Below are 18425 nucleotides of genomic sequence, written 5' to 3'. Positions count from 1 at the left end.
ACTTTTGCAAAAAAAGCACAAATGGATTTACAACAACAAATACTGGCTGCCTGGGCTGATCGCAGCCTTTTACAGGAAACGCAGTACGCTGATGCTGTTAAAGCAGTGATTGAAGCAGTAGATAAAGGGAAACTGAGAGTGGCTATGCCCACAGAAAATGGCTGGGTAGTGAACGAATGGGTGAAACAGGCTATCCTGATGTATTTTACCATCCAACCGATGGAAACGATGACGCTTCCTCCTTTCGAGTTTTATGATAAGATGAAGCTGAAGACCAACTATAAAGATCTGGGTGTACGTGTTGTTCCGCATGCGATTGCGCGTTATGGTGCTTTTATTGCCAAAGGTTGTATCCTGATGCCTTCTTATGTTAACATTGGTGCTTATGTAGATGAAGGTACGATGGTAGACACCTGGGCAACGGTAGGCTCCTGCGCACAGATCGGTAAAAACGTGCACCTGAGCGGTGGCGTGGGTATCGGCGGCGTACTGGAACCACTGCAGGCCAGCCCTGTGATCATCGAAGACGGCTGTTTTGTAGGCTCCCGCTGCATCGTAGTGGAAGGTGTACACGTAGAGAAAGAAGCCGTACTGGGTGCAAACGTAGTGCTGACACAGTCTACCAAAATCATTGATGTGAGCGGTAGCGAGCCTATTGAATACAAAGGCCGTGTACCAGCCCGCAGCGTGGTGATCCCAGGTACTTACACCAAAAAATTCCCTGCCGGCGAATACCAGGTGTCCTGCGCACTGATCATTGGTCAGCGTAAGCCATCTACCGACCTGAAGACAAGTCTGAATGACACCCTCCGTGAGTTTAACGTAGCGGTATAATCATACGTAACAGCAATAGAGCAGCGGGTTTCTCCTGTTTTATTGCTGTTTTTTAAAATAAATTTGGCTGATATATAAAAAAGCCTACCTTTGCAATCCCTTTTACGAGGGACAGCGGCCCAGATGGCGAAATTGGTAGACGCACTGTGTTCAGGTCGCAGCGCCCGCAAGGGTGTGCTGGTTCGAATCCAGTTCTGGGCACTAAAGGCTTGTAAGTTTAACTTGCAAGCCTTTTTTGTTTACGCTAGTATCGATAATCCCTGCTCCTGCCGGTAGTATATATCTCTTTTGATTTTGCCCGGAAATGTCTATCCTTGCATTTTACAAGCCTAATCCCATGAAACACCTATACCTTCTTGTTTTTCTGTTTTTTATTGCTATTAGTGGAAGAGCCCAATCTGTAGGATATGTCATAATCTCAGCATCTTACTCCTGCAGTATAGAAATTGACGGTGAACAAAAAGAATTACTTGAATTAAACCATCCTAAAAAATACACCCTTGTTCCAGGAGATCATATTATCCAGGTCACAGCAAACGGAAAGGCAAGGACAAAGACTATTGCTGTTGTGGAAGGTAAAAGCCAGGTAGTAAGGTTTGATGAAAATGAAACAGCATCATCAGACGCCGGAGCTGATACTGTTAGAAGGATCATAATCTGCGACCGTGATTTAAGCCTGGCAGGAGAGTTAGAAGATAACCGACCGGAGTATACTACTTATTGTCTGGATGCAAATGATCAGGTAGAATTGGAGTTTTCTCTATACAATAAAAAAGGTTCTCTCAATTTTTCTCTTATTGATTACAAGAGTAACCAGGTATTATTTTCTCAAAGTGATTTTAAAGACTGCAAGCGTACTATCCCGATTTCGAAAAGGGGAATCTATATATTCCGGTTAACAGCCAATAATCTCTTTAACCGCAGTGCCCATTTGCGGATCACAAGAATCCCCGGTAGTCAGAGTCCCCGTCTTTTCAGTGCGACCCCTCGTCTGGTAAGAGATACTACCTATTCAATGGTTATGAATACAAAGATCAGGGTTTACTCTACTACAAACCTGGATCACAGTAACAAGACTATCGTCCCTATAAGTCTACCCAATGATACCAGGTACTGGACATTCTGGTTAGGAGTGGATCAGCAGTCCAATGATCAGTGGATTAATTTTACGAAAGCGGCAGCTGCTAACATTGGTGATATTAATCCACTTTTTGCTTTTGGCCTGAATATGCTCTCTGAACTGCCTATGCTTCGTTCTACGGCAACGGTCAACTATTCCTTTACCGATAATGCCAACAAAAACGTGTTTTCAGCAGGTGGTGTATATAATCACTATACATTCCGTTATGGAAACAATATATGTACCGACTATGCAATTGTACGGTCAGTACCTCGTGAACTCAATCTCTGCCTGTCTAATGAAAGTACATTGAACGGCCATGATGTATATATAAAGGTCGCCGCATTCAAAGTCAGCAGCCATTTTGAAATACCATAACTGACGAAACTATGGCTTGAACGAATCATAGCCACAAAACCAATGATCGCATTTCCGTACTACCCTTCTCTGAATTGCGTTGGAGTAATGCCTGCCTGGGCTTTAAAGAAGTTGGAAAAATATGCATGATCAACAAAGCCGAGTTCAAATGCAATTTCCTTTATAGAGAGATCCGTTGTCTGAAGCAGCCGCTTTGCTTCCAGCAGGACACGTTGTTGTATCAACCTGGTTGCTGATACATGGAGATGGCTTTTACAAAGAATATTCAAATAGTTTGCAGAGATGTGCAGCTTTGAAGCATAGAATCCAACCAGTTTTTCCTGTTTGTAAAATTTATCAATCAGCATATTGAACTTCGCAAGCCTCGGATTGGATTGGAACACTTTCAGATCAGTAAAAACACGTTCTGCTTCCTTACTCACAATCGCAGCGATGACAGCTGCCCTTGCGCTGATGACCTCCTGCACTGAGCTGGGCGAGTTCAGTTCATCTCTGATCGCATCAAATTCATACTTCAGCAATTTGAAATTATCGTTGGTCAGTGGAATCACCGGATGATTCATATAGTTCGAAAACGAGAAACGGAAGAATGATGCGAAACGCTCGAAAAAATTCTGCTGTATCATCAGCTGGTAACCCGTTGTATTGGGCTTGATACTCCAGGTATGCACCTGTCCGGGGAACAGTACATGAATTTGTTTATTCCCGATTGGATAGTCGTGGAAGTCGATATTATGAACCCCTTTTGCTGATTCAAAGAGATTGATGATAAAAAAATCATGCTTATGCGGCCTGTCGATATGCCGTTCACCATGCAGTTCGTTGAAGAGGAATTCCTCCCTGCCAGCCAGCTGGCCTTTCCTGAATTCATGGATACCCAAGACAGGGATGTAGTCTGTGTCATCATAAATCTTCATATCAGCAAATTAAGTTGGGAGTTCAACTTCTAAAATATGGAAATTTATGGCAAAAAAAATGGATTGGCTTTGAAAACACTCAAGGCCAATCCATCTTAATAATAAAGTAATCCTGCTACTTTTTAGGTTCAGCGTGGGTTGTTGGTGTATGGATAATATCGAAGTATACCGTTTTGTCGTTACTGTTAGGGTAAATACGGTAGGTAAACTCCTGTTTTGTCAGGACCGTGATATCAACCACACGGGTGAACAGCACTGCACCGGCATCGTTTTTCGCAACGATAGTACGGGTTTTTCCATCAGCAGAAACTGTCCAGTCGCCGTGCATTTTTGGTGAATTGTCCAGGTTGTACATGGTGAATGTACCGTCTGCTTTGAAATAAGCGAAGCCTACAAAGTTAGATACGTTTGCATCGCTCAAAGCAACGTTTTCACCTTTGTTATTTTTTGCGTTTGTTGTTTCCCAAGGGGTGCTGGCAAGCGTTTCACCTGGTGTGAGTTGTTTCGGTTCAGGATCTTTATCTTTATCTTTGCTACAGCTAAAGAAAAAGGCGCTACATACCGCCAACAAAAGAACTGCGGTTACTTTTTTCAGATTCTTCATATAATGAAATTTTTAAGCACAACAAAGGTATCTGCCCCGTATAACTTACCTTTGCGTTTTTCATCCCAAAGCTTGAAAGATTTATAACGGGGCAGATAAACGTACATTTATCAGAATACAATATTTCCTTTATGCACCAGCGATTTAACGGGTGAAACCCTTACCACTACTTCGGCAGAGCAGGATGCTTCCAGGAATACAAGATCTGCGTCATTGCCAGCTTTGGGCCATTGCTGGTTTCCTTTATCATCCAATGGAAGTACATACCTGGTAGCAAAACCCAGTGTTCTTGAAAGTGCCCATTCGGAACTATAGCCATACAGGCCCGCGATGAGTTTCGTTTTTTGGAGCATGTGGCCAGGTCCGAAAGTGTTCCAGTGATCCTGGATATTATCGTTACCCACCAATACTTCCACTCCATGCTTTCTCAGCAGTGGAATGGGCATAATGGTATCGCCGAAAGGCACAGAAGAAACAATGCCCACACCTGCTTCAGCCAGGCGTGCAGCCAAACGCTCCGTTTCCAAAGCAGAAAGATGCCCCAACGTAAAAGCGTGGCTCACAAAGGTTTTACCACGAAGCCCCGGGTTTTCATTTGCCCTGTTAATCAGGTATTCAATTGTCTTCACGCCGGTTTCACCTACTTCATGCAGATGAATATCAATTCCCTTATTGTTATCGATAGCCAGTTGCGTGATCAGGTCCATCGGTTTTTCTATGCTTCCGTCGATGGAATAGGGATCTACCCCTCCAATGAAATCGATGTTCATTTTTACCACTTCTTTCAGCAGAGGAGCTGTGTTGGTATAAAACACGCCATGCTGGGGAAAAGCCACCAGCTCCGCACCTACCGTTTTCTCCTTATTTTTCAGCGCTATTTCCAGGTGCTTTAATGAATCAAAGCCAGCAGTAGGATCGATATTAAAATGAGAACGGATATAGTGTGTACCGTTCGACTGCAGAAAATCAATCATTTTTTCTGTCCGCTCTACGGAAGTCTTCAGCCATTCGGGAATCATCTTCTGCTCATAGGCAATCTGATCCTTCACTGTTTTCCTTTTCGCCGAAACAGCCTGCCATGGCAGGCCATAGAGCATTTTATCCAAATGGGCGTGCATATCTTTAAATGCAGGAAGCATCAACCAACCTTTCGCATCAATTGCATCCTTATTCGGATCGTTGAGTGTGATAGCTTTAATCTTACCACCTTCTATTTCAACACAGAAAAGCGCGGTCTTCGTCTTTACGACTTCCTCACCATCATACTCAAAACCCGTTTCCAGCAATACATTCTTAAATGTATAGTGACTGTCGTTTGCTATTTTATCCATTTGTTCCATTTTTTTCTGGGTTACTACAGCAAAGTAAGCGGTAAATATCTCCGGAACTTTGTGTTATCTATACGGATACTTGAAAGATTTATAATTACCTGTGGATTATTGATAAATCTTTCAAGGCATATCATGAATCCTTCACAGAACAGGAGACTATGAAGATTAATTTTGTGAAAAATGATTGGGACTATGAAGAAAACGGAAATATCCCGCAAGGAATTTATAAGAATGTCCGGATTGGGACTGGCAGGAATGGCCTTTGCTTCCGGCTTACTGGGCTCTGCAGAAGCGTTTGCCGGTGATACAACAAGTAATGGCGGAAAAAGCTATCTGTTAAAGAACGTGCGACTTGAAACAGGATTTGTTTATGAAGAAGGGGAGGTAGTACACACAAAAACCGAATTGTTCTGCGTAGCAATCAAAGACGGAAAAATCAACAGCATTTCCGCCAATAAACCGAACGCCACCAATGCCATTGATGCGAAAGGCTGGCTAATGCTCCCTGCCTTCAGGGATATGCACATCCACCTTGATAAAACATTTTATGGTGCCCCATGGCAGGCAACCAGAAGAGGCCAGGGTGGTGTTAAAGGTATGATTGCCCTGGAACAGAAAATTCTTCCGGAGATGTTGAAAACCTCCACTTACCGTGCAGAAAAGCTGATCGAGTTACTACAGTCCAAAGGGACCAACTTCGCCAGAAGCCATGTCAATATTGAACCTACATCAAAACTGCAATCACTCAACAACCTTTTCAAAGCACTGGAAAACAAAAAGAATTCCTTTGGTGCGGAACTGGTAGCGTTCCCTCAGCATGGTGTATTCTATACTGATTCAGTTCCCTATCTCAAGGAAGCAGCAAAGATGGACATCGATTTCATTGGTGGGGTAGATCCCTATTCCATTGATGGTGCCATTGAAAAAACAATAGATTTCACTGTACAACTGGCGCTGGACAACAAAAAAGGAATCGACATCCACTTGCATGAATCAGGAGAATCCGGATTAAAAACAGTAGAATATCTGATTAAGAAGGTCAACGAAAATCCTGTCCTTCAGCACAAAACATTCTTAAGTCACTGCTTTGTGCTGGGAAGAATCGACAAAGTGAAACAGGAGCAGATTGCTGAGCAATTGGGTGCTGCAGGCATAGGTATCGTTTCTACCATTCCATTCGGAGGGCTTATTATGCCTATTCCTACACTCTACAAGCACAATGTAAATGTGATGACCGGAAACGACAGTATCATCGACCATTGGAGTACGTTTGGATCAGGAAGCGTATTGGAAAAAGCCAATACAATGGCTCAGCTATACGGCTACTCCACCGAGTTCCTGCTGTCAAGAAGCCTGAAGCTTGCCACCGGCAATGTACTTCCGCTTGATGACAAAGGCGTGCAGCAATGGCCTAAAGCAGGCGATGCAGCAGACGTGGTACTGATAGATGCCAGCTGTTCTGCAGAGGCTGTATCCAGAATTTCACCTGTAAGATCTCTGATTAACAAAGGACAAATCGTATATTAAAAGGCGTCTTTGGGAGATACTTTGATACAAAGAGCGATATTACCTGCGAAGAATTTACATGGGAGGTCGGAAGAAATTCCGGCCTTTCTTTTTTTATAATCATGCAATGGATAACGTCCCGATTATGAAGAAACTATTTATTTGCTATCCGAACTTTTATTCAGGCCTACTGTTAATTTAACTACCATTTGGAAGATACAAACCCCGGAATCAGGAGCAGGACATTGAAAAAAGTAGTAGCTGAAGAAGAAAAACCCAGGCAACAAAAAGGCAGATACAAACCACAAAGCTGAACTAACTGCACTTGCTTGCAGCGATAATGTACCGGAGGGAGATCTCTTTGTCCTATGAATGATATATTGGCCTTAACCTCAACGAATTCCTGAAAAAAACAATAATTGTATGGCTAAAGAGAACACCCCTACACTTTTTTTCCCTGCTATAAGCTTGTTTCTTTTCATTTTCCTTTCGTTTAATACAATTTCTGCTGCACAAACACCCAAGTGGCAGGCTCCCAAAGAGGCAAGGGATAAGAAGAATCCTTTAGAGGCCAACAGCAGTAACCTGGTAACCGGCAGATCCTTGTACATGGCAAATTGTGTTCCTTGTCATGGTAATAAAGGGCGCGGTGATGGTCCTTCTGCTGCCGGATTAAACCCCAAACCAGCCGACCATACCTCTGCCGTTGTACAAAGCGAAACAGATGGTTCCCTTTTCTGGAAAATAGGTGAAGGCCACTCGCCCATGCCCTCCTTTAAAAAGACATTTACCGATGAACAGCGATGGGCACTTGTCATTTATATCCGCTCGTTGGCAAAAACGGCGAAATAGCATTTACCGTATTAGTAATACCAATAATCAAAATGAATTTGTATGAGGCCGGTAAAAACTATGATACAATGGATGATCCTTACACTTCTTTCTTCATTAACAACAAGCATTGCAAAAGCACAACATACTACAGCAGTCGATTCATCTGTCCTGGAACGCATAGCAGAGCTGGAAAAGCAGGTCGCTGATATTAAACCAGCAGAAAGCCATTTTATGGTTGTGGGGTTAGCCACATTCGGCTTCGTTGCTACCACCACAAAATACAGACCCCCATTAGGGCTAAAACAAATTACTAAAACAAATAGCTTTCCTGATGCGGATCATTACGAATTCAGCCCCATGCTGCTTTGGCGACATGGCACAAAATGGCTTTTAGAATTTGAACCCTCCTATACGGGAGGCGCCCTGCAGGTGAACTGGGCAGATATATGCTATTTTGCCGCTCCGGGCTTGATTATCAGGGGTGGCTTTTTTGTATTGCCCTTTGGTATTTATAACAGACGATTGGCTGCAGGCTGGATTAATAAGCTGGTGCCCGATCCTAAGGGAATCGATCTGCCAGGAACTGATTTCGGAGTAGAAGTGAGTGGCGGACTTCCACTGGGCAATATGAAAGGGAACTATGCAGTAAGTGTTACAAATGGTCTGCAACTATTGCCCGATGGACAACTTCAGGATGCCGGGATTACAGATAACAATACCAAAAAAACAGTTTGTGGTAGAATTGGGTGGCTTCCTCTTTCCAATTCATCCCTGGAAATAGGTATTTCCGGACTTTTTGGTGGCTCAGGGGACGCCGACTCCCGTTTTAGCAAAGCAAAAAGTACGATGTATGGTGCCGACCTGAACTATGTTAACGTTTTCAACAAGATTCAAATAAATGTAAAAGGACAATACAACAGAATCAAGACTAACAGACAGCAATATATCAACCCTATCGATTCATCATTGTATACCTTCGATAACAAAAGCACGGCGGCTTTCGCACAACTATCCATCAGACCGGTATCTGCAGCCAATAAAGTCGTAAAGAATCTTGAACTGGCATTCCGGCATGTTTATTACAAAACACCCGAAAATTCTATCTCGGGGCAAAAGTACCATGAAGAAGATCTTGGATTGAGTTACTGGTTGTCGTGGAGGACAGTACTAAAGTTTACCTATGCATGGACTCACGCTGCAAGCACTGCAAATGTTTCGGCCGGCGGTATTCCAGGAATAACGGATACGAACAATCTGTATTTACAATTTGCCATTCAGCTTTAAAGAACCGGTATATGAAAATATATAAAATAAAAAAAAACACCTGGACCCTGGCAACAGGGGCAGGTATTTTACTGATAGTTCTTATAAATAGTTGCGCGGAAAGCCGGAAAGTAGCTGACAAGACGGGCGTACAGCTCTGGAGCGAAAACTGCCGGAGATGCCATAACCCACCAGCTTCCAATACATTCTCCCATGAACAATGGGTAATGATCGGGATGCACATGCAAACAAGGGCTCAGCTTACCGATAAGGAAAGAGATAAGATCATTGCATTTTTACAGCAATGATGAATCCAGGCATTCTGGTGGTTCATAATTGATCATGGGATTTTCGCGTGGCTCAGATTTAATTTCTTGCGGGTTTAAGTACCACTTCAATACTGCCTTCAACACCTGCTGTCACAACCCCTATACTCCCTTCTGCACTGATAGCTATAGAAAAGGTGACCTCATCAACTTCCCAACCGTTAAGTGCTGCAACACCAATATCACTAAATAATACGTTTACGCTTGCAATACATTTCTCCAGATTTTTTTTAGCAACTTCAAGGTCTATTTCTTCCTTAACCAGATTTCTGGCAATAGCACCAGGCAGGCTATGCGCTTCTCCCCCACCACGATCATAGTTGGGGACGGGGATAACCGAGTTGACCATTAATGGTATTTTCTTTGGTTTTTTCATAACAATCCTTGTATTTTTTTAGATATGAAATGAGATATCAAAGTATTTCATCACCTGCCACATATCCTGACAGATGCCTTCCCATCCGCCACGGCCATCTGGAATTTTGCCCATATAAACACCGACGCCATCTACTTTGTTATGTTTGTTATGCGAAACAAGGCTACCACTATCACCCGGTGCGCCATAAACATCGATTATTACGCGGTTGGCTATCAGATTACCGAAATACGGCTGGTTTTGAAAAATGCGTAAAATGCTACCATTTGAAGTCCCATTTTTGAAGTAGCAACTAATTGGCATACCTGGGGCAATCGGGTGTCTCCCTGCAGGATTAGGAATATTCATTTGAACAAGTCCGGCAGGCCAGTCATTTTTGGGAAATTCTATTATTGCAGCATCTATACATAATGGGTCCTGATCAGCTAATGTACCTGATTGAGGCCTGGCATATACTTTACTTGGCGTTAGCGTAACTACCTGTGCCAGTTGAATGCCATTCACTACGTGCCGGCAGGTTAATATCCCATAGCCCCATTTTTTATTCGTATGTGGAGATGCATTTTTAACCCAACAAGCACTGCTACCTGAGCCTGGATTAGGAGGAATGCTGTGAAGAGATATTTGGCCAAACTTGAATATTACCGGAAAGGTTTTACCGGAGACATTAATGTGATTAATTGTTAACCAGTCTCCAATAACATGATCTTTAATGAGTATGCAGGCTCCAAATGTCCATCCATCCTGGATTTTATAGCGTGATGGGTAATCTGAAGAACCTTCATAAATAAAACCGGCTGAAACATCTGACCATCCCAAATGCGAACCACTTATGCTTTCTCTTTGGCTTAATACCTCTTTAAGGATAGCCTGGGCCCACCTGTATGATCGATAATTATCGCTTGGTTGTCTGGCGGATGGTATTTCCTCATCAGGATATTCACCTGGAAAATTGTCAAACTTTTCCGGAGGATAAAGGTCGCCATCCGGTAATCCTTCAGGAATAAGTTGTGAAACTACATTTTCTGGTAGTTGCATGGGGTAATGTTTTTATGATATAGATGAAATCTATTCATTCTCCTCCGATAAATGCTTATCCGGGAAATAACTATTTAATCAAACTTTGTAATAATTTGATTATTATGAAAAATGAAGCTACTAATTATTTAGTGAAATATTACCGGACAGTTGCCGATAGAAAGGAATACACCCAGGAGGGGATGGGCATCTACGAATTGGGGTTAGACAAATGCTGAGGCTAATAAACATAAATTAAAATAAAAGGCCACACGATTATTTATCGTATGGCCTCCGTTCTTTACGCCAATGCTTCTGCTTTATAGCCAGCCTTTTCTATAGCCTGTCGTATTTCCTCTTTTACTATCTTATCTGTAGAAACGGTTAATACTTTGTCGGGACTCTGTAAATCCACTTCCCAGTTATCCTGTCCTGCTACTTCATTTAATGCAGGTGTAACGGCAGCAATGCAACCTGAACATTTAATATTGGTTTTAAACTGTACTGTTTCCATGATTTATTTCTTTAAAAAGTTATTGTTTGTTTGATGATGTAAAGGTACTATGGGCATGTGTTCTACGTGTTATACAATTGTTTGCACCTTTTACATAATTATTGTTTCTTATTCTGTCATAAATTAAAAAAGGCTACTCAAAATTATTTGAGATAGCCTCTTTAGTTTAATAAATTCCCGTACGATCGTCTACGTTATACCACAAACATTTGTTTCAGAAATTGGTTGTAATAATAGCCTATTGAATTAAAGCGGGCATGGAAAGTAGCTTATTTCGGTATATTCCTGGCTTACTGACCCATCAGGCCATCTATAGTAATAGGTACATTTATAGCGATCTCCCAATGGGTCAGATGCTGTGTAAATTCTAGCGCCCAGAACGCATACATTGTTGATGCATTTCATACTTTCTCCAGTACAGGAGGCACAATCAAAACGTTTGGCTTTTTTAGCAGGGTTACCACTTTTGTGACCATTGGCTGCAATAGAAAGGTTAGTGGCAAAGGCTAGCACCAATGCCGAAGCACCAATAAATACATTTTTCATCATTGCGAAATTTGGTTAACGAATACACCAATTTAAATAATTGGGATTCATTTCAGAGATAAAAGATATGGTTACTTGTCATGTGTTGACGCTATTCAAAATATTGTCGGATTTGTACTAACAATGCTACACTCTTCGTCGGATGGCGGCAGGCAAATCCTTGTCACGCAGTTGTTGTATGTACGCGTTCACGCCTTTCGTATAGGCGTTGAGTGCAGCACTGGTTTCAGGGTCTGCCTGGATCAGTTCCAGCGAACGTTGGGCAGCATCTACAATGCCCAGCCTCCGCTGGCTGCGGTCGTATTCCAGGAATTCCTTTTTCCCGAATATATCCGACAGCCAGCCTGCGGCAGCATTGCTGATAAAGTCCATCTGCTACCAGGATCATCAGCGCTATCAGGGGAAACAAAAAACCAATGTTGATCCCCTTCATTTGTTTAATCAATTATTGTTGCGGCATAGTTTGCATCCGGCGGTAAAACGTACTGATAATATCAGCCATACGACGTGGATGCTGGCGAATAAAGAAATGATCGCCTTCCAGCACTTCGGTATGAAAAGTATGCTGTACGAACCCTGACCAGTTGTCAATTTTGTCCACATCACTTTCAAGGCTGCCCATCACGGCATATAGTGGCGCCTGTATAGCCGGTTCCATTGCCAGGTTATTTCTTTCTGTAATTTCAAAATCGGCTCTTAAGACGGGTTCGAAAAAACCGAATAACTCTTCGTTGTCAATCAGCTCCTGTGGCAGGCCGCCCAGCTTTTTCAGCTCTTCCAGAAACTCCGGCTTGTTCAGCAGGTAGCGGACTCTCCGACCTGGTTTTTCTATGCCTGGTCCGGCATTACCACTTACCACAACACCGGCAGGGTATCTGCCAGCCGCTTCCAGCATATTGGCCAGCCGGAGCACAAAGGAAGCGCCCATACTATGCCCGTAGAGCAAAAAGGGCGTATCATCTGAAAGCCTTGATATCACCTGATTGTACAGGTCTACCGCTGCATCATCAAACTCATTCAACAGAGGCTCATGCATCCTCCTGCCCCTTCCGGGCAACTCTGGTATGATAACTTCAAAACCTGATAACAACGGCGTCAGGAACTGGAATGAGTAACAGTTACCGCCGGCAAAATGAAATAAAAAAATCTGTGGTCGCTTCATATCTCTAAAAAAACATAAACTATTGAAAAACCTGAACACTTTCCGGTATCAGTTTACCATACTCCATCCTGAACAGCTTATCCGCACAATGATAATAACGGTCATCATGGGTGATGGCTATGATGGTGATCTCCTGTTGTTTCAGCAACGGGATGATCGCTGTGTAAAACTTCCGCCTGAAATAAGGGTCCTGATCAGCAGCCCATTCATCTATCACGAGTACCGGCTTTTCTTCCAGCAGAGCTGCAATGAGCGCCAGGCGCTTGCGCTGGCCGGTAGAGAGATTGGTGGGTGAAAAAACACCTTTCTCGCCCTGTATGCAGGGTAAAACGCTCTGCCTACAGGAATATTGTTAAGCCTGATCTCTCCCCAATACCTTGTAACCTGGCTCACTTCTATATCTGCCATCCATTCGCTGCGAAGACGATGCAAGTCGATGAAGAAGGAAACAACCCGCTCTGTAATATAATTGAAAGGACTGATACGATCGTAAAGGCGCTGGTATTTTTTATTCAGACCATCTATCTTTTCGAGTGCGAGAAAGTCAGGAATCCCATTGACTACCGGAATAGTATTGCCGGATACATCTTCCAGGTCATGCGTCTCCGTTATATGTAATGGTTGATGATTATAAGGATTGATCAGCATGGCTGTTAATTCCGGGATCTTCATGGGTTCCATTTTTCCTGCAAAAAAATACGATCAGCAGGCTGTAAAAAACAGGACCTGTGCTCAAAGCCGCTGTGTTATCGGTAAAAGCCGGTTTCTTGCCGGAAGGAAAGTTCCCATTCTTTTCCAGAGATCTATAACGGGGCCCCCTCAACGTAATTAGCTTTAAAGAGACGATGGCAGCGGCTCCGGCTCTCCAACAGAAAAGTCAAATAATAAACGTACCTTGCATGATAAATTTAATGATATATAAATTTCCGCTATCTGGCTGGAAATCAAACATTGGTTTTACTTTATGTGTTAAATTAGATAGACGAACAATGTACCATCAGGATGACTGACAAGCCACCTGTACTTTGGAAGAATGCTATTGTCATGCACCCTACATACTGTTTTAGGTTTTTGTATTAAAGGATATTTACGCGAATCAGTATCTATCTCAGGATTAAAATATTTTTTTTCAATGAAGAGTAAGCTGTCTTTCCTGCTCCTTTCACTTATATTCTATAATTATAGTAACGCCCAAACGGCCCCTGGCTTTAAAGAGTTGCTGGATAGCGCCATGGTACGGGATGCTGATCTCAAAACCCAGCTCACCAAAAATAAACTGACCAGTCTTGATCAACACAAACTTAAAGATGTTTATCTCCCTACCCTGGAAGTAAGTGGTATGGCTGGTTATATGAATGCTACCGCGCATATTATCTCCCCTGAATTAAACCTGCAACCTTTTCTGAATATTCCGGAAGGGAAATACAACAATAACATCAATGTATCCGGGTTTTCAGGACTTGCCAAAGCAAATGCTAAAATGTTGCTGTATTCCGGCGGGAAAGTAAAATACCTGGGCAAGGCACTCGAAGAAAAAAAGCAATCGGAAAATATTTTACTGGAAAAAACAGCAGATGAGGTAGTGGCGGTTGTTTCCAGGGCCTACGACCAGCTGGCCCTGATACATCAATCGAAGAAGGTGCTGGACGAAGGCAAAAGAAGACTGGAGGCCAACCGTAAAACAGCTGATAAAGCATTGGGATACGGGCTGATCACTCCTTATGATCATAAAAAAATAGAGCTGGCACAGGCCACCCTCGATGCCAAAGTAGCAGAATATGAAGGCAAAAAGGAATTGTTGCTCACTCAGCTGGAAGTCTTAACCGGCATCAGCCAGGAAAGGCTACGTCTTATAGAGCCGGTGCTCATAGCTGTCACACCTGCTGTTCCACAAAAAACAATTGAAGAACGGGCGGAAGTCCGTGCATTGAACCATGGCATCAATGCCACCGGCTATAAAATAAAAGCCGAACAAACCTGGTGGATTCCCAAAGTACAGCTCATGGCCTCCAGCTATTACCTCGGCCTTTACGGCGCCAGGGTTAAATCGTCAGACAATATCATACCGCCTATTCCGGCCCTTAATTACCCCGGTCGTAAGCTGGACTGGAAGCCTACCAACCTGAATATTTTCCCCGTATTTATGGGCGGCATTGGATTTAAGTGGGAGATTTTTGATGGCAGAGAAGGAAAACATGCCATAGAAACAGCACGTATAGACAGAGAACTGCTGCAAAACCAGAAGTACGATGCGTTGCGTAAACTCACCTTAAACCAGGCTAACAATCAATCCAATTACGATATAGCCAATGCACAAATAGCCTTAAAGAGAAAACAGAAGGAAATGGCGGGTGATGCACTGGTACAGGCAGAAAAGGAGTTCAGGTATGGCATGAGTAAATCCACCCAGCTGATAGAAGCAGAAAATGATCTTGAAGCGGCGGAACTGGATTATCAGAACGCTATTTTCAATCAGCGCAGAGCGGCTATAGAATTAATGCGGTCTACCCAGGAGCTGGATATCAGCAGGCTGTATTAACTTTTACCCCTTGCTAACACCCAAACAACAATTACTAAAATTAATGACTATACAATGAGAATAACTACCTGCATATTTTTATTCAGTTTACTGGCGCTCACAAGCTGTGCCCCCCGGAAACGAGGTGCAGACAATTTCGAGGGAAAAGCAAAAAAGGATGTCATCTCCTTTGCCCCGAAGGTCACTGGCAGAATACTGAAAATTTATGTAGCGGAGGGCCAGACCGTAAAGAAAGGTGATACCCTGGCTTTACTGGATGTACCGGAAGTTTCAGCCAAAATAGCACAGGCCCAGGGAGCAGTCAACGCTGCCACCGCGCAGGAACAGATGGCACGCCGTGGTGCTACCGCCGACCAGCTGAAACAATTGCAGGCCAAGTATAAAGGACTCAAAGAACAATATGAATTTGCACAGAAATCGTATAACAGGGCTTCCAATATGTTTAACGACAGTCTGATGTCGCCCCAGGCCTATGATGAGATTTATGCAAAGCTGCAGGGTGCCAAAGCACAATATGATGCAGTAGTGGCCGAGCTGGATGATGTTAAAAAAGGTACCCGTATCGAAAAGGTGGAAATGGCCGCAGGACAGGCATCCCAGGCGAAAGGTGCTTTGCAGGAAGCCAATGTTGCCTATTCAGAGCGATACATCATCGCTACCAATGACATGGACATAGAAACCATCAGCCTCAACCCGGGAGAACTGGCTACTGCCGGCTTTGCACTGTTTAACGGATATATTCCCGGAAGCACTTACTTCCGTTTTACCGTACCGGAAAGCAAGATTGCAAAATATAAAAAAGGGCAGGATGTAAAACTGCAGGTGGTATACAACCAGGAAGAACTGGATGGAAACATTGTGTCCATCAAACAACTGACCCGCTATGCGGATATCACCACCGCATATCCTGACTATCAGCTGCAGGAGGCCGTTTACGAGATTAAAGTGCGGCCAAAGGATACGGATAAGACAAAAGATATACTGGTAAACGCGAATGTTATTCTGAAATAATCAGACATGAGAGAATTTTTCCGATTGCTGAAACGTGAGTTCAAGCTGTTCCTGGGCAATGCAACATTGCGTTCAGTATTCTTTCTGGCGCCGGTTTTATATGCCACCCTGCTTGGTTTTGTATACAAAAGCGGGAAAGTGGAAAATACGCCCGTTATCGTTATAGATAAAGACAACACACCATTATCCAATCAATTGGTGGAAATGCTTGGAGACAACAGAAGTATCAAGGTACTCAAATACCTCCAGGATCCCGCTGAAATCAATGATGAAGTTATCAGGCGCAACGCCGCTGCCGTAGTAAGAATCCCGTCCCGGTTTGAGGCAGATATCCTTCAGAAAAAATATCCGGAAGTCAATGTATATGTCAACACAGGGAATGTACTAACGGCCAATTTTGCCTCCAAGGCCTTGCAGCTGACCATTGGTACCTTTTCTGCCGGTGTTTCCATTAAAGCGCTGCAGAAAATGGGCATGCCGGCACCCAGGGCCGTTACACAATATGAGCCCTTTAAAACCAACTACATTACGCTTTTCAATACTACCAGCAACTACCTCATATTTATGTGGCCCGCCATGCTGGCCGTGGTACTGCAACAGGTGATCCTGCTGGCTATGGCTGTCAGCTTTGCGACCGAGTTTCAGCGCGGGTCTTTTATGAGTGAATATCAACACATGCGCCGCTGGGCCTTTCCCATCATGCTGATCAAGGTAATCCCTATCTGGACTTTCTCCATTCTCATTGTCTCCGTGTATTACCTGATGCATATCCTTTTTCATGTACCCTTACCGGAAGGTATTCTCAACTTCATATGGCTGACCGCCTTTTTTGTTGGTTCCGCTTCCTTCATGGGCGTGTTTGTCAGCATTCTGATCCCGGATGCGTTAAAAGCCACACAGGTGTTAATGATCATCGCCTCCCCTGCTTTTATCGTCAGTGGCTTTACCTGGCCGCTCAATGCCATGCCGGTGTTCGTACAGTTCCTGGCCAGCATTATTCCTTTAACACCTTTCCTGCAGGCGTTTAAGATCTTACTGATACAGAAAGGCGCTGTAACACTTACCTATCCATACATCAAACACCTGGGCATTTTGCTGCTGGTGTATGCTTTCCTGGGATGGCTGGCGTTAAAAATAAAACTGTGGCTGATGTACAGATCTGCGCCTACGGGGAATATGAAGGAGGATTAAAGTACTAAACTGTCAACTGCATAGACTATCTGCCAGTACAGATACATAACCCACTCCTTTTTAAAACAACTTCTTAGTCGGACAATACTAATAAAAAGTATGGGCCTTGGCTGCTTATGCTGCTCTGCGTGAAATAAATCCGCGCAGAGCAGCACGGGTATAATTAATTAGTGATAGAGTGCTGCCGCCGCCGCTTTATCGTTGGTTGATAATACCGTGGCACCGCTGCCGCACTGGCCACCGTTCATGATAGAAGAGGCATCTGTGCCTGGCACTCCTGGTACCGGAGTGGCGGTAGGTTCGCCGATAGCCTGCCAGTTGGTATGCCTGAATGAAACGTTATGGCCCATTTCATGGCAGATGGTGCGTGCACGTTGTGCGAAGCTGTTAGCTGCAATAAAATTCCTGTTGATGCGGATCAGGTTTCCGGCAACGCCGCCGGATGGGAAAGTGCCCTGGCCGCAAACGCCGTTGCCGAGGTTGAAGTTGGTAATCAATACATCATAGGCACCTGATGTAACAATGCTCCAGTGAATGGTACAACCGCTAACGGTGTTCCACTGGTTTATAGCAGAATTGATTTCAGGGAGCATCACCGTCATCGATGTATCCACCATAAGCCTGATATTGGTAACATTAGTAGCGCCTACAAGGCTGCCGGTGTAGAACTGCTCCGGTTTTACCTTGCTGTCGAAACCAACAGGTACCTTCATGTTTTTAGGAAAGATGATATCTTCTTCAACAATGTACTCATTTGTATTTTCTACAATCATATGAGCAGGGAAACCCATGTTGAGAATGTAGGACAATACCTTCTTTGCATTGTCTTGTTCTGGTACAGGGGCCGGCGCGTCAGCCGATTTTTTACAGGAAACAAAAATGAAACTGATTAGTGCTGCTGCGAGCAAGAATTTAATGCTCTTTTTCATGAGGAATTGATTTAGGTAAAATAATGG

At 43.6% G+C, this 18425-nt stretch carries 21 protein-coding genes and 1 tRNA gene; 10 read left to right on the top strand and 12 right to left on the bottom strand.

Translation table 11 applies throughout. The features are described from left to right. Positions 1-21: 21 nt before the first annotated feature. The 3 genes from KD145_RS27870 to KD145_RS27860 all read left to right on the top strand — a co-directional run bounded on the left by KD145_RS27870 (position 22) and on the right by KD145_RS27860 (position 2332). Positions 22-834, top strand: coding sequence for a 2,3,4,5-tetrahydropyridine-2,6-dicarboxylate N-succinyltransferase (locus tag KD145_RS27870; protein WP_212003084.1), 813 nt, complete (start codon positions 22-24; stop codon positions 832-834). 117 nt (positions 835-951) lie between these two features. After that, positions 952-1035, top strand: a tRNA-Leu gene (locus KD145_RS27865). 136 nt (positions 1036-1171) lie between these two features. After that, positions 1172-2332, top strand: coding sequence for a hypothetical protein (locus KD145_RS27860; protein ID WP_212003083.1), 1161 nt, complete (start codon positions 1172-1174; stop codon positions 2330-2332). Positions 2333-2391: 59 nt separating this feature from the next. Here the strand turns inward: KD145_RS27860 and KD145_RS27855 are convergent, their stop codons facing one another. The 3 genes from KD145_RS27855 to KD145_RS27845 form a co-directional block, all read right to left on the bottom strand. After that, positions 2392-3249 carry a helix-turn-helix transcriptional regulator gene (locus tag KD145_RS27855; RefSeq protein WP_212003082.1) on the bottom strand — a complete coding sequence of 286 codons (858 nt, stop codon included), beginning with the start codon at positions 3247-3249 and terminating at the stop codon, positions 2392-2394. A gap of 115 nt (positions 3250-3364) precedes the next feature. Next, positions 3365-3853: a DUF4822 domain-containing protein gene (locus KD145_RS27850; RefSeq protein ID WP_212003081.1), complete on the bottom strand. Its 489-nt coding sequence runs from the start codon at positions 3851-3853 to the stop codon at positions 3365-3367. A gap of 110 nt (positions 3854-3963) precedes the next feature. After that, positions 3964-5184 carry an amidohydrolase gene (locus tag KD145_RS27845; protein WP_249219593.1) on the bottom strand — a complete coding sequence of 407 codons (1221 nt, stop codon included), beginning with the start codon at positions 5182-5184 and terminating at the stop codon, positions 3964-3966. 192 nt (positions 5185-5376) lie between these two features. Between KD145_RS27845 and KD145_RS27840 the strand changes: the two genes are divergently transcribed. The 4 genes from KD145_RS27840 to KD145_RS27825 all read left to right on the top strand — a co-directional run bounded on the left by KD145_RS27840 (position 5377) and on the right by KD145_RS27825 (position 9095). Further along, complete coding sequence (locus tag KD145_RS27840; protein WP_212003079.1) at positions 5377-6711, top strand: amidohydrolase family protein; 1335 nt, start codon at positions 5377-5379, stop codon at positions 6709-6711. Positions 6712-7113: 402 nt separating this feature from the next. Beyond that, complete coding sequence (locus tag KD145_RS27835) at positions 7114-7542, top strand: cytochrome c (RefSeq protein ID WP_212003078.1); 429 nt, start codon at positions 7114-7116, stop codon at positions 7540-7542. Positions 7543-7584: 42 nt separating this feature from the next. Next, positions 7585-8808 (top strand): hypothetical protein, encoded by a 1224-nt coding sequence (locus KD145_RS27830; RefSeq protein WP_212003077.1) that lies wholly within the window; start codon positions 7585-7587, stop codon positions 8806-8808. Between the two features lie 11 nt (positions 8809-8819). Continuing rightward, on the top strand, positions 8820-9095 hold the full coding sequence (locus KD145_RS27825; protein ID WP_212003076.1) for a cytochrome c: 276 nt from the start codon (positions 8820-8822) through the stop codon (positions 9093-9095). 58 nt (positions 9096-9153) lie between these two features. On the opposite strand, the gene KD145_RS27820 is transcribed toward KD145_RS27825, so the two are convergent. The 8 genes from KD145_RS27820 to KD145_RS27785 form a co-directional block, all read right to left on the bottom strand. After that, a complete protein-coding gene (locus tag KD145_RS27820; protein ID WP_212003075.1) occupies positions 9154-9489 on the bottom strand; it encodes a hypothetical protein in 336 nt (111 codons plus the stop codon). Positions 9490-9507: 18 nt separating this feature from the next. Next, positions 9508-10527: a hypothetical protein gene (locus KD145_RS27815; RefSeq protein ID WP_212003074.1), complete on the bottom strand. Its 1020-nt coding sequence runs from the start codon at positions 10525-10527 to the stop codon at positions 9508-9510. A gap of 280 nt (positions 10528-10807) precedes the next feature. Further along, a complete protein-coding gene (locus KD145_RS27810) occupies positions 10808-11020 on the bottom strand; it encodes a heavy-metal-associated domain-containing protein (protein WP_212003073.1) in 213 nt (70 codons plus the stop codon). Between the two features lie 246 nt (positions 11021-11266). Beyond that, positions 11267-11569 (bottom strand): hypothetical protein, encoded by a 303-nt coding sequence (locus tag KD145_RS27805; RefSeq protein WP_212003072.1) that lies wholly within the window; start codon positions 11567-11569, stop codon positions 11267-11269. Positions 11570-11692: 123 nt separating this feature from the next. Beyond that, complete coding sequence (locus KD145_RS27800; protein ID WP_212003071.1) at positions 11693-11938, bottom strand: penicillin acylase family protein; 246 nt, start codon at positions 11936-11938, stop codon at positions 11693-11695. A gap of 73 nt (positions 11939-12011) precedes the next feature. Beyond that, positions 12012-12728 carry a thioesterase II family protein gene (locus tag KD145_RS27795; RefSeq protein ID WP_212003070.1) on the bottom strand — a complete coding sequence of 239 codons (717 nt, stop codon included), beginning with the start codon at positions 12726-12728 and terminating at the stop codon, positions 12012-12014. A 19-nt stretch (positions 12729-12747) separates the two neighbouring features. Next, a complete protein-coding gene (locus KD145_RS27790; RefSeq protein ID WP_308219051.1) occupies positions 12748-12978 on the bottom strand; it encodes a hypothetical protein in 231 nt (76 codons plus the stop codon). Next, positions 12942-13400: a hypothetical protein gene (locus KD145_RS27785; protein WP_212003069.1), complete on the bottom strand. Its 459-nt coding sequence runs from the start codon at positions 13398-13400 to the stop codon at positions 12942-12944. Before KD145_RS27785 ends, KD145_RS27790 begins: the two co-directional genes overlap by 37 nt. 460 nt (positions 13401-13860) lie before the next feature. Here KD145_RS27785 and KD145_RS27780 point away from each other — a divergent pair, with 460 nt between their 5' ends. The 3 genes from KD145_RS27780 to KD145_RS27770 are packed head-to-tail and all read left to right on the top strand — an operon-like array spanning position 13861 to position 17469. After that, the gene (locus tag KD145_RS27780; RefSeq protein WP_212003068.1) at positions 13861-15267 is read left to right on the top strand and encodes a TolC family protein; all 1407 of its coding nucleotides are present in this window, start codon (positions 13861-13863) and stop codon (positions 15265-15267) included. A 54-nt stretch (positions 15268-15321) separates the two neighbouring features. Then, positions 15322-16278, top strand: a complete 957-nt coding sequence (locus KD145_RS27775) for an HlyD family secretion protein (RefSeq protein WP_212003067.1) — start codon at positions 15322-15324, stop codon at positions 16276-16278. Positions 16279-16284: 6 nt separating this feature from the next. Further along, positions 16285-17469: an ABC transporter permease gene (locus tag KD145_RS27770; RefSeq protein ID WP_212003066.1), complete on the top strand. Its 1185-nt coding sequence runs from the start codon at positions 16285-16287 to the stop codon at positions 17467-17469. Positions 17470-17636: 167 nt separating this feature from the next. On the opposite strand, the gene KD145_RS27765 is transcribed toward KD145_RS27770, so the two are convergent. Further along, on the bottom strand, positions 17637-18398 hold the full coding sequence (locus tag KD145_RS27765; protein ID WP_212003065.1) for a M57 family metalloprotease: 762 nt from the start codon (positions 18396-18398) through the stop codon (positions 17637-17639). Positions 18399-18425 lie beyond the last annotated feature (27 nt).

It is taken from the genome of Chitinophaga sp. HK235, from assembly GCF_018255755.1.
Taxonomy (GTDB): Bacteria; Bacteroidota; Bacteroidia; order Chitinophagales; family Chitinophagaceae; genus Chitinophaga.
Note: the sequence above shows the minus strand (reverse complement) of the source record. Positions and strands in the feature narration are given on the sequence as shown.

What these genes read in the sequence shown, in the direction of transcription:
- KD145_RS27870 (WP_212003084.1), top strand. Translation starts at nt 22, where the DNA reads ATGGATTTACAACAACAAATACTGGCTGCCTGGGCTGATCGCAGCCTT.
- KD145_RS27860 (WP_212003083.1), top strand. Translation starts at nt 1,172, where the DNA reads ATGAAACACCTATACCTTCTTGTTTTTCTGTTTTTTATTGCTATTAGT.
- KD145_RS27855 (WP_212003082.1), bottom strand. Translation starts at nt 3,249, where the DNA reads ATGAAGATTTATGATGACACAGACTACATCCCTGTCTTGGGTATCCAT.
- KD145_RS27850 (WP_212003081.1), bottom strand. Translation starts at nt 3,853, where the DNA reads ATGAAGAATCTGAAAAAAGTAACCGCAGTTCTTTTGTTGGCGGTATGT.
- KD145_RS27845 (WP_249219593.1), bottom strand. Translation starts at nt 5,184, where the DNA reads ATGGATAAAATAGCAAACGACAGTCACTATACATTTAAGAATGTATTG.
- KD145_RS27840 (WP_212003079.1), top strand. Translation starts at nt 5,377, where the DNA reads ATGAAGAAAACGGAAATATCCCGCAAGGAATTTATAAGAATGTCCGGA.
- KD145_RS27835 (WP_212003078.1), top strand. Translation starts at nt 7,114, where the DNA reads ATGGCTAAAGAGAACACCCCTACACTTTTTTTCCCTGCTATAAGCTTG.
- KD145_RS27830 (WP_212003077.1), top strand. Translation starts at nt 7,585, where the DNA reads ATGAGGCCGGTAAAAACTATGATACAATGGATGATCCTTACACTTCTT.
- KD145_RS27825 (WP_212003076.1), top strand. Translation starts at nt 8,820, where the DNA reads ATGAAAATATATAAAATAAAAAAAAACACCTGGACCCTGGCAACAGGG.
- KD145_RS27820 (WP_212003075.1), bottom strand. Translation starts at nt 9,489, where the DNA reads ATGAAAAAACCAAAGAAAATACCATTAATGGTCAACTCGGTTATCCCC.
- KD145_RS27815 (WP_212003074.1), bottom strand. Translation starts at nt 10,527, where the DNA reads ATGCAACTACCAGAAAATGTAGTTTCACAACTTATTCCTGAAGGATTA.
- KD145_RS27810 (WP_212003073.1), bottom strand. Translation starts at nt 11,020, where the DNA reads ATGGAAACAGTACAGTTTAAAACCAATATTAAATGTTCAGGTTGCATT.
- KD145_RS27805 (WP_212003072.1), bottom strand. Translation starts at nt 11,569, where the DNA reads ATGATGAAAAATGTATTTATTGGTGCTTCGGCATTGGTGCTAGCCTTT.
- KD145_RS27800 (WP_212003071.1), bottom strand. Translation starts at nt 11,938, where the DNA reads ATGGACTTTATCAGCAATGCTGCCGCAGGCTGGCTGTCGGATATATTC.
- KD145_RS27795 (WP_212003070.1), bottom strand. Translation starts at nt 12,728, where the DNA reads ATGAAGCGACCACAGATTTTTTTATTTCATTTTGCCGGCGGTAACTGT.
- KD145_RS27785 (WP_212003069.1), bottom strand. Translation starts at nt 13,400, where the DNA reads ATGAAGATCCCGGAATTAACAGCCATGCTGATCAATCCTTATAATCAT.
- KD145_RS27780 (WP_212003068.1), top strand. Translation starts at nt 13,861, where the DNA reads ATGAAGAGTAAGCTGTCTTTCCTGCTCCTTTCACTTATATTCTATAAT.
- KD145_RS27775 (WP_212003067.1), top strand. Translation starts at nt 15,322, where the DNA reads ATGAGAATAACTACCTGCATATTTTTATTCAGTTTACTGGCGCTCACA.
- KD145_RS27770 (WP_212003066.1), top strand. Translation starts at nt 16,285, where the DNA reads ATGAGAGAATTTTTCCGATTGCTGAAACGTGAGTTCAAGCTGTTCCTG.
- KD145_RS27765 (WP_212003065.1), bottom strand. Translation starts at nt 18,398, where the DNA reads ATGAAAAAGAGCATTAAATTCTTGCTCGCAGCAGCACTAATCAGTTTC.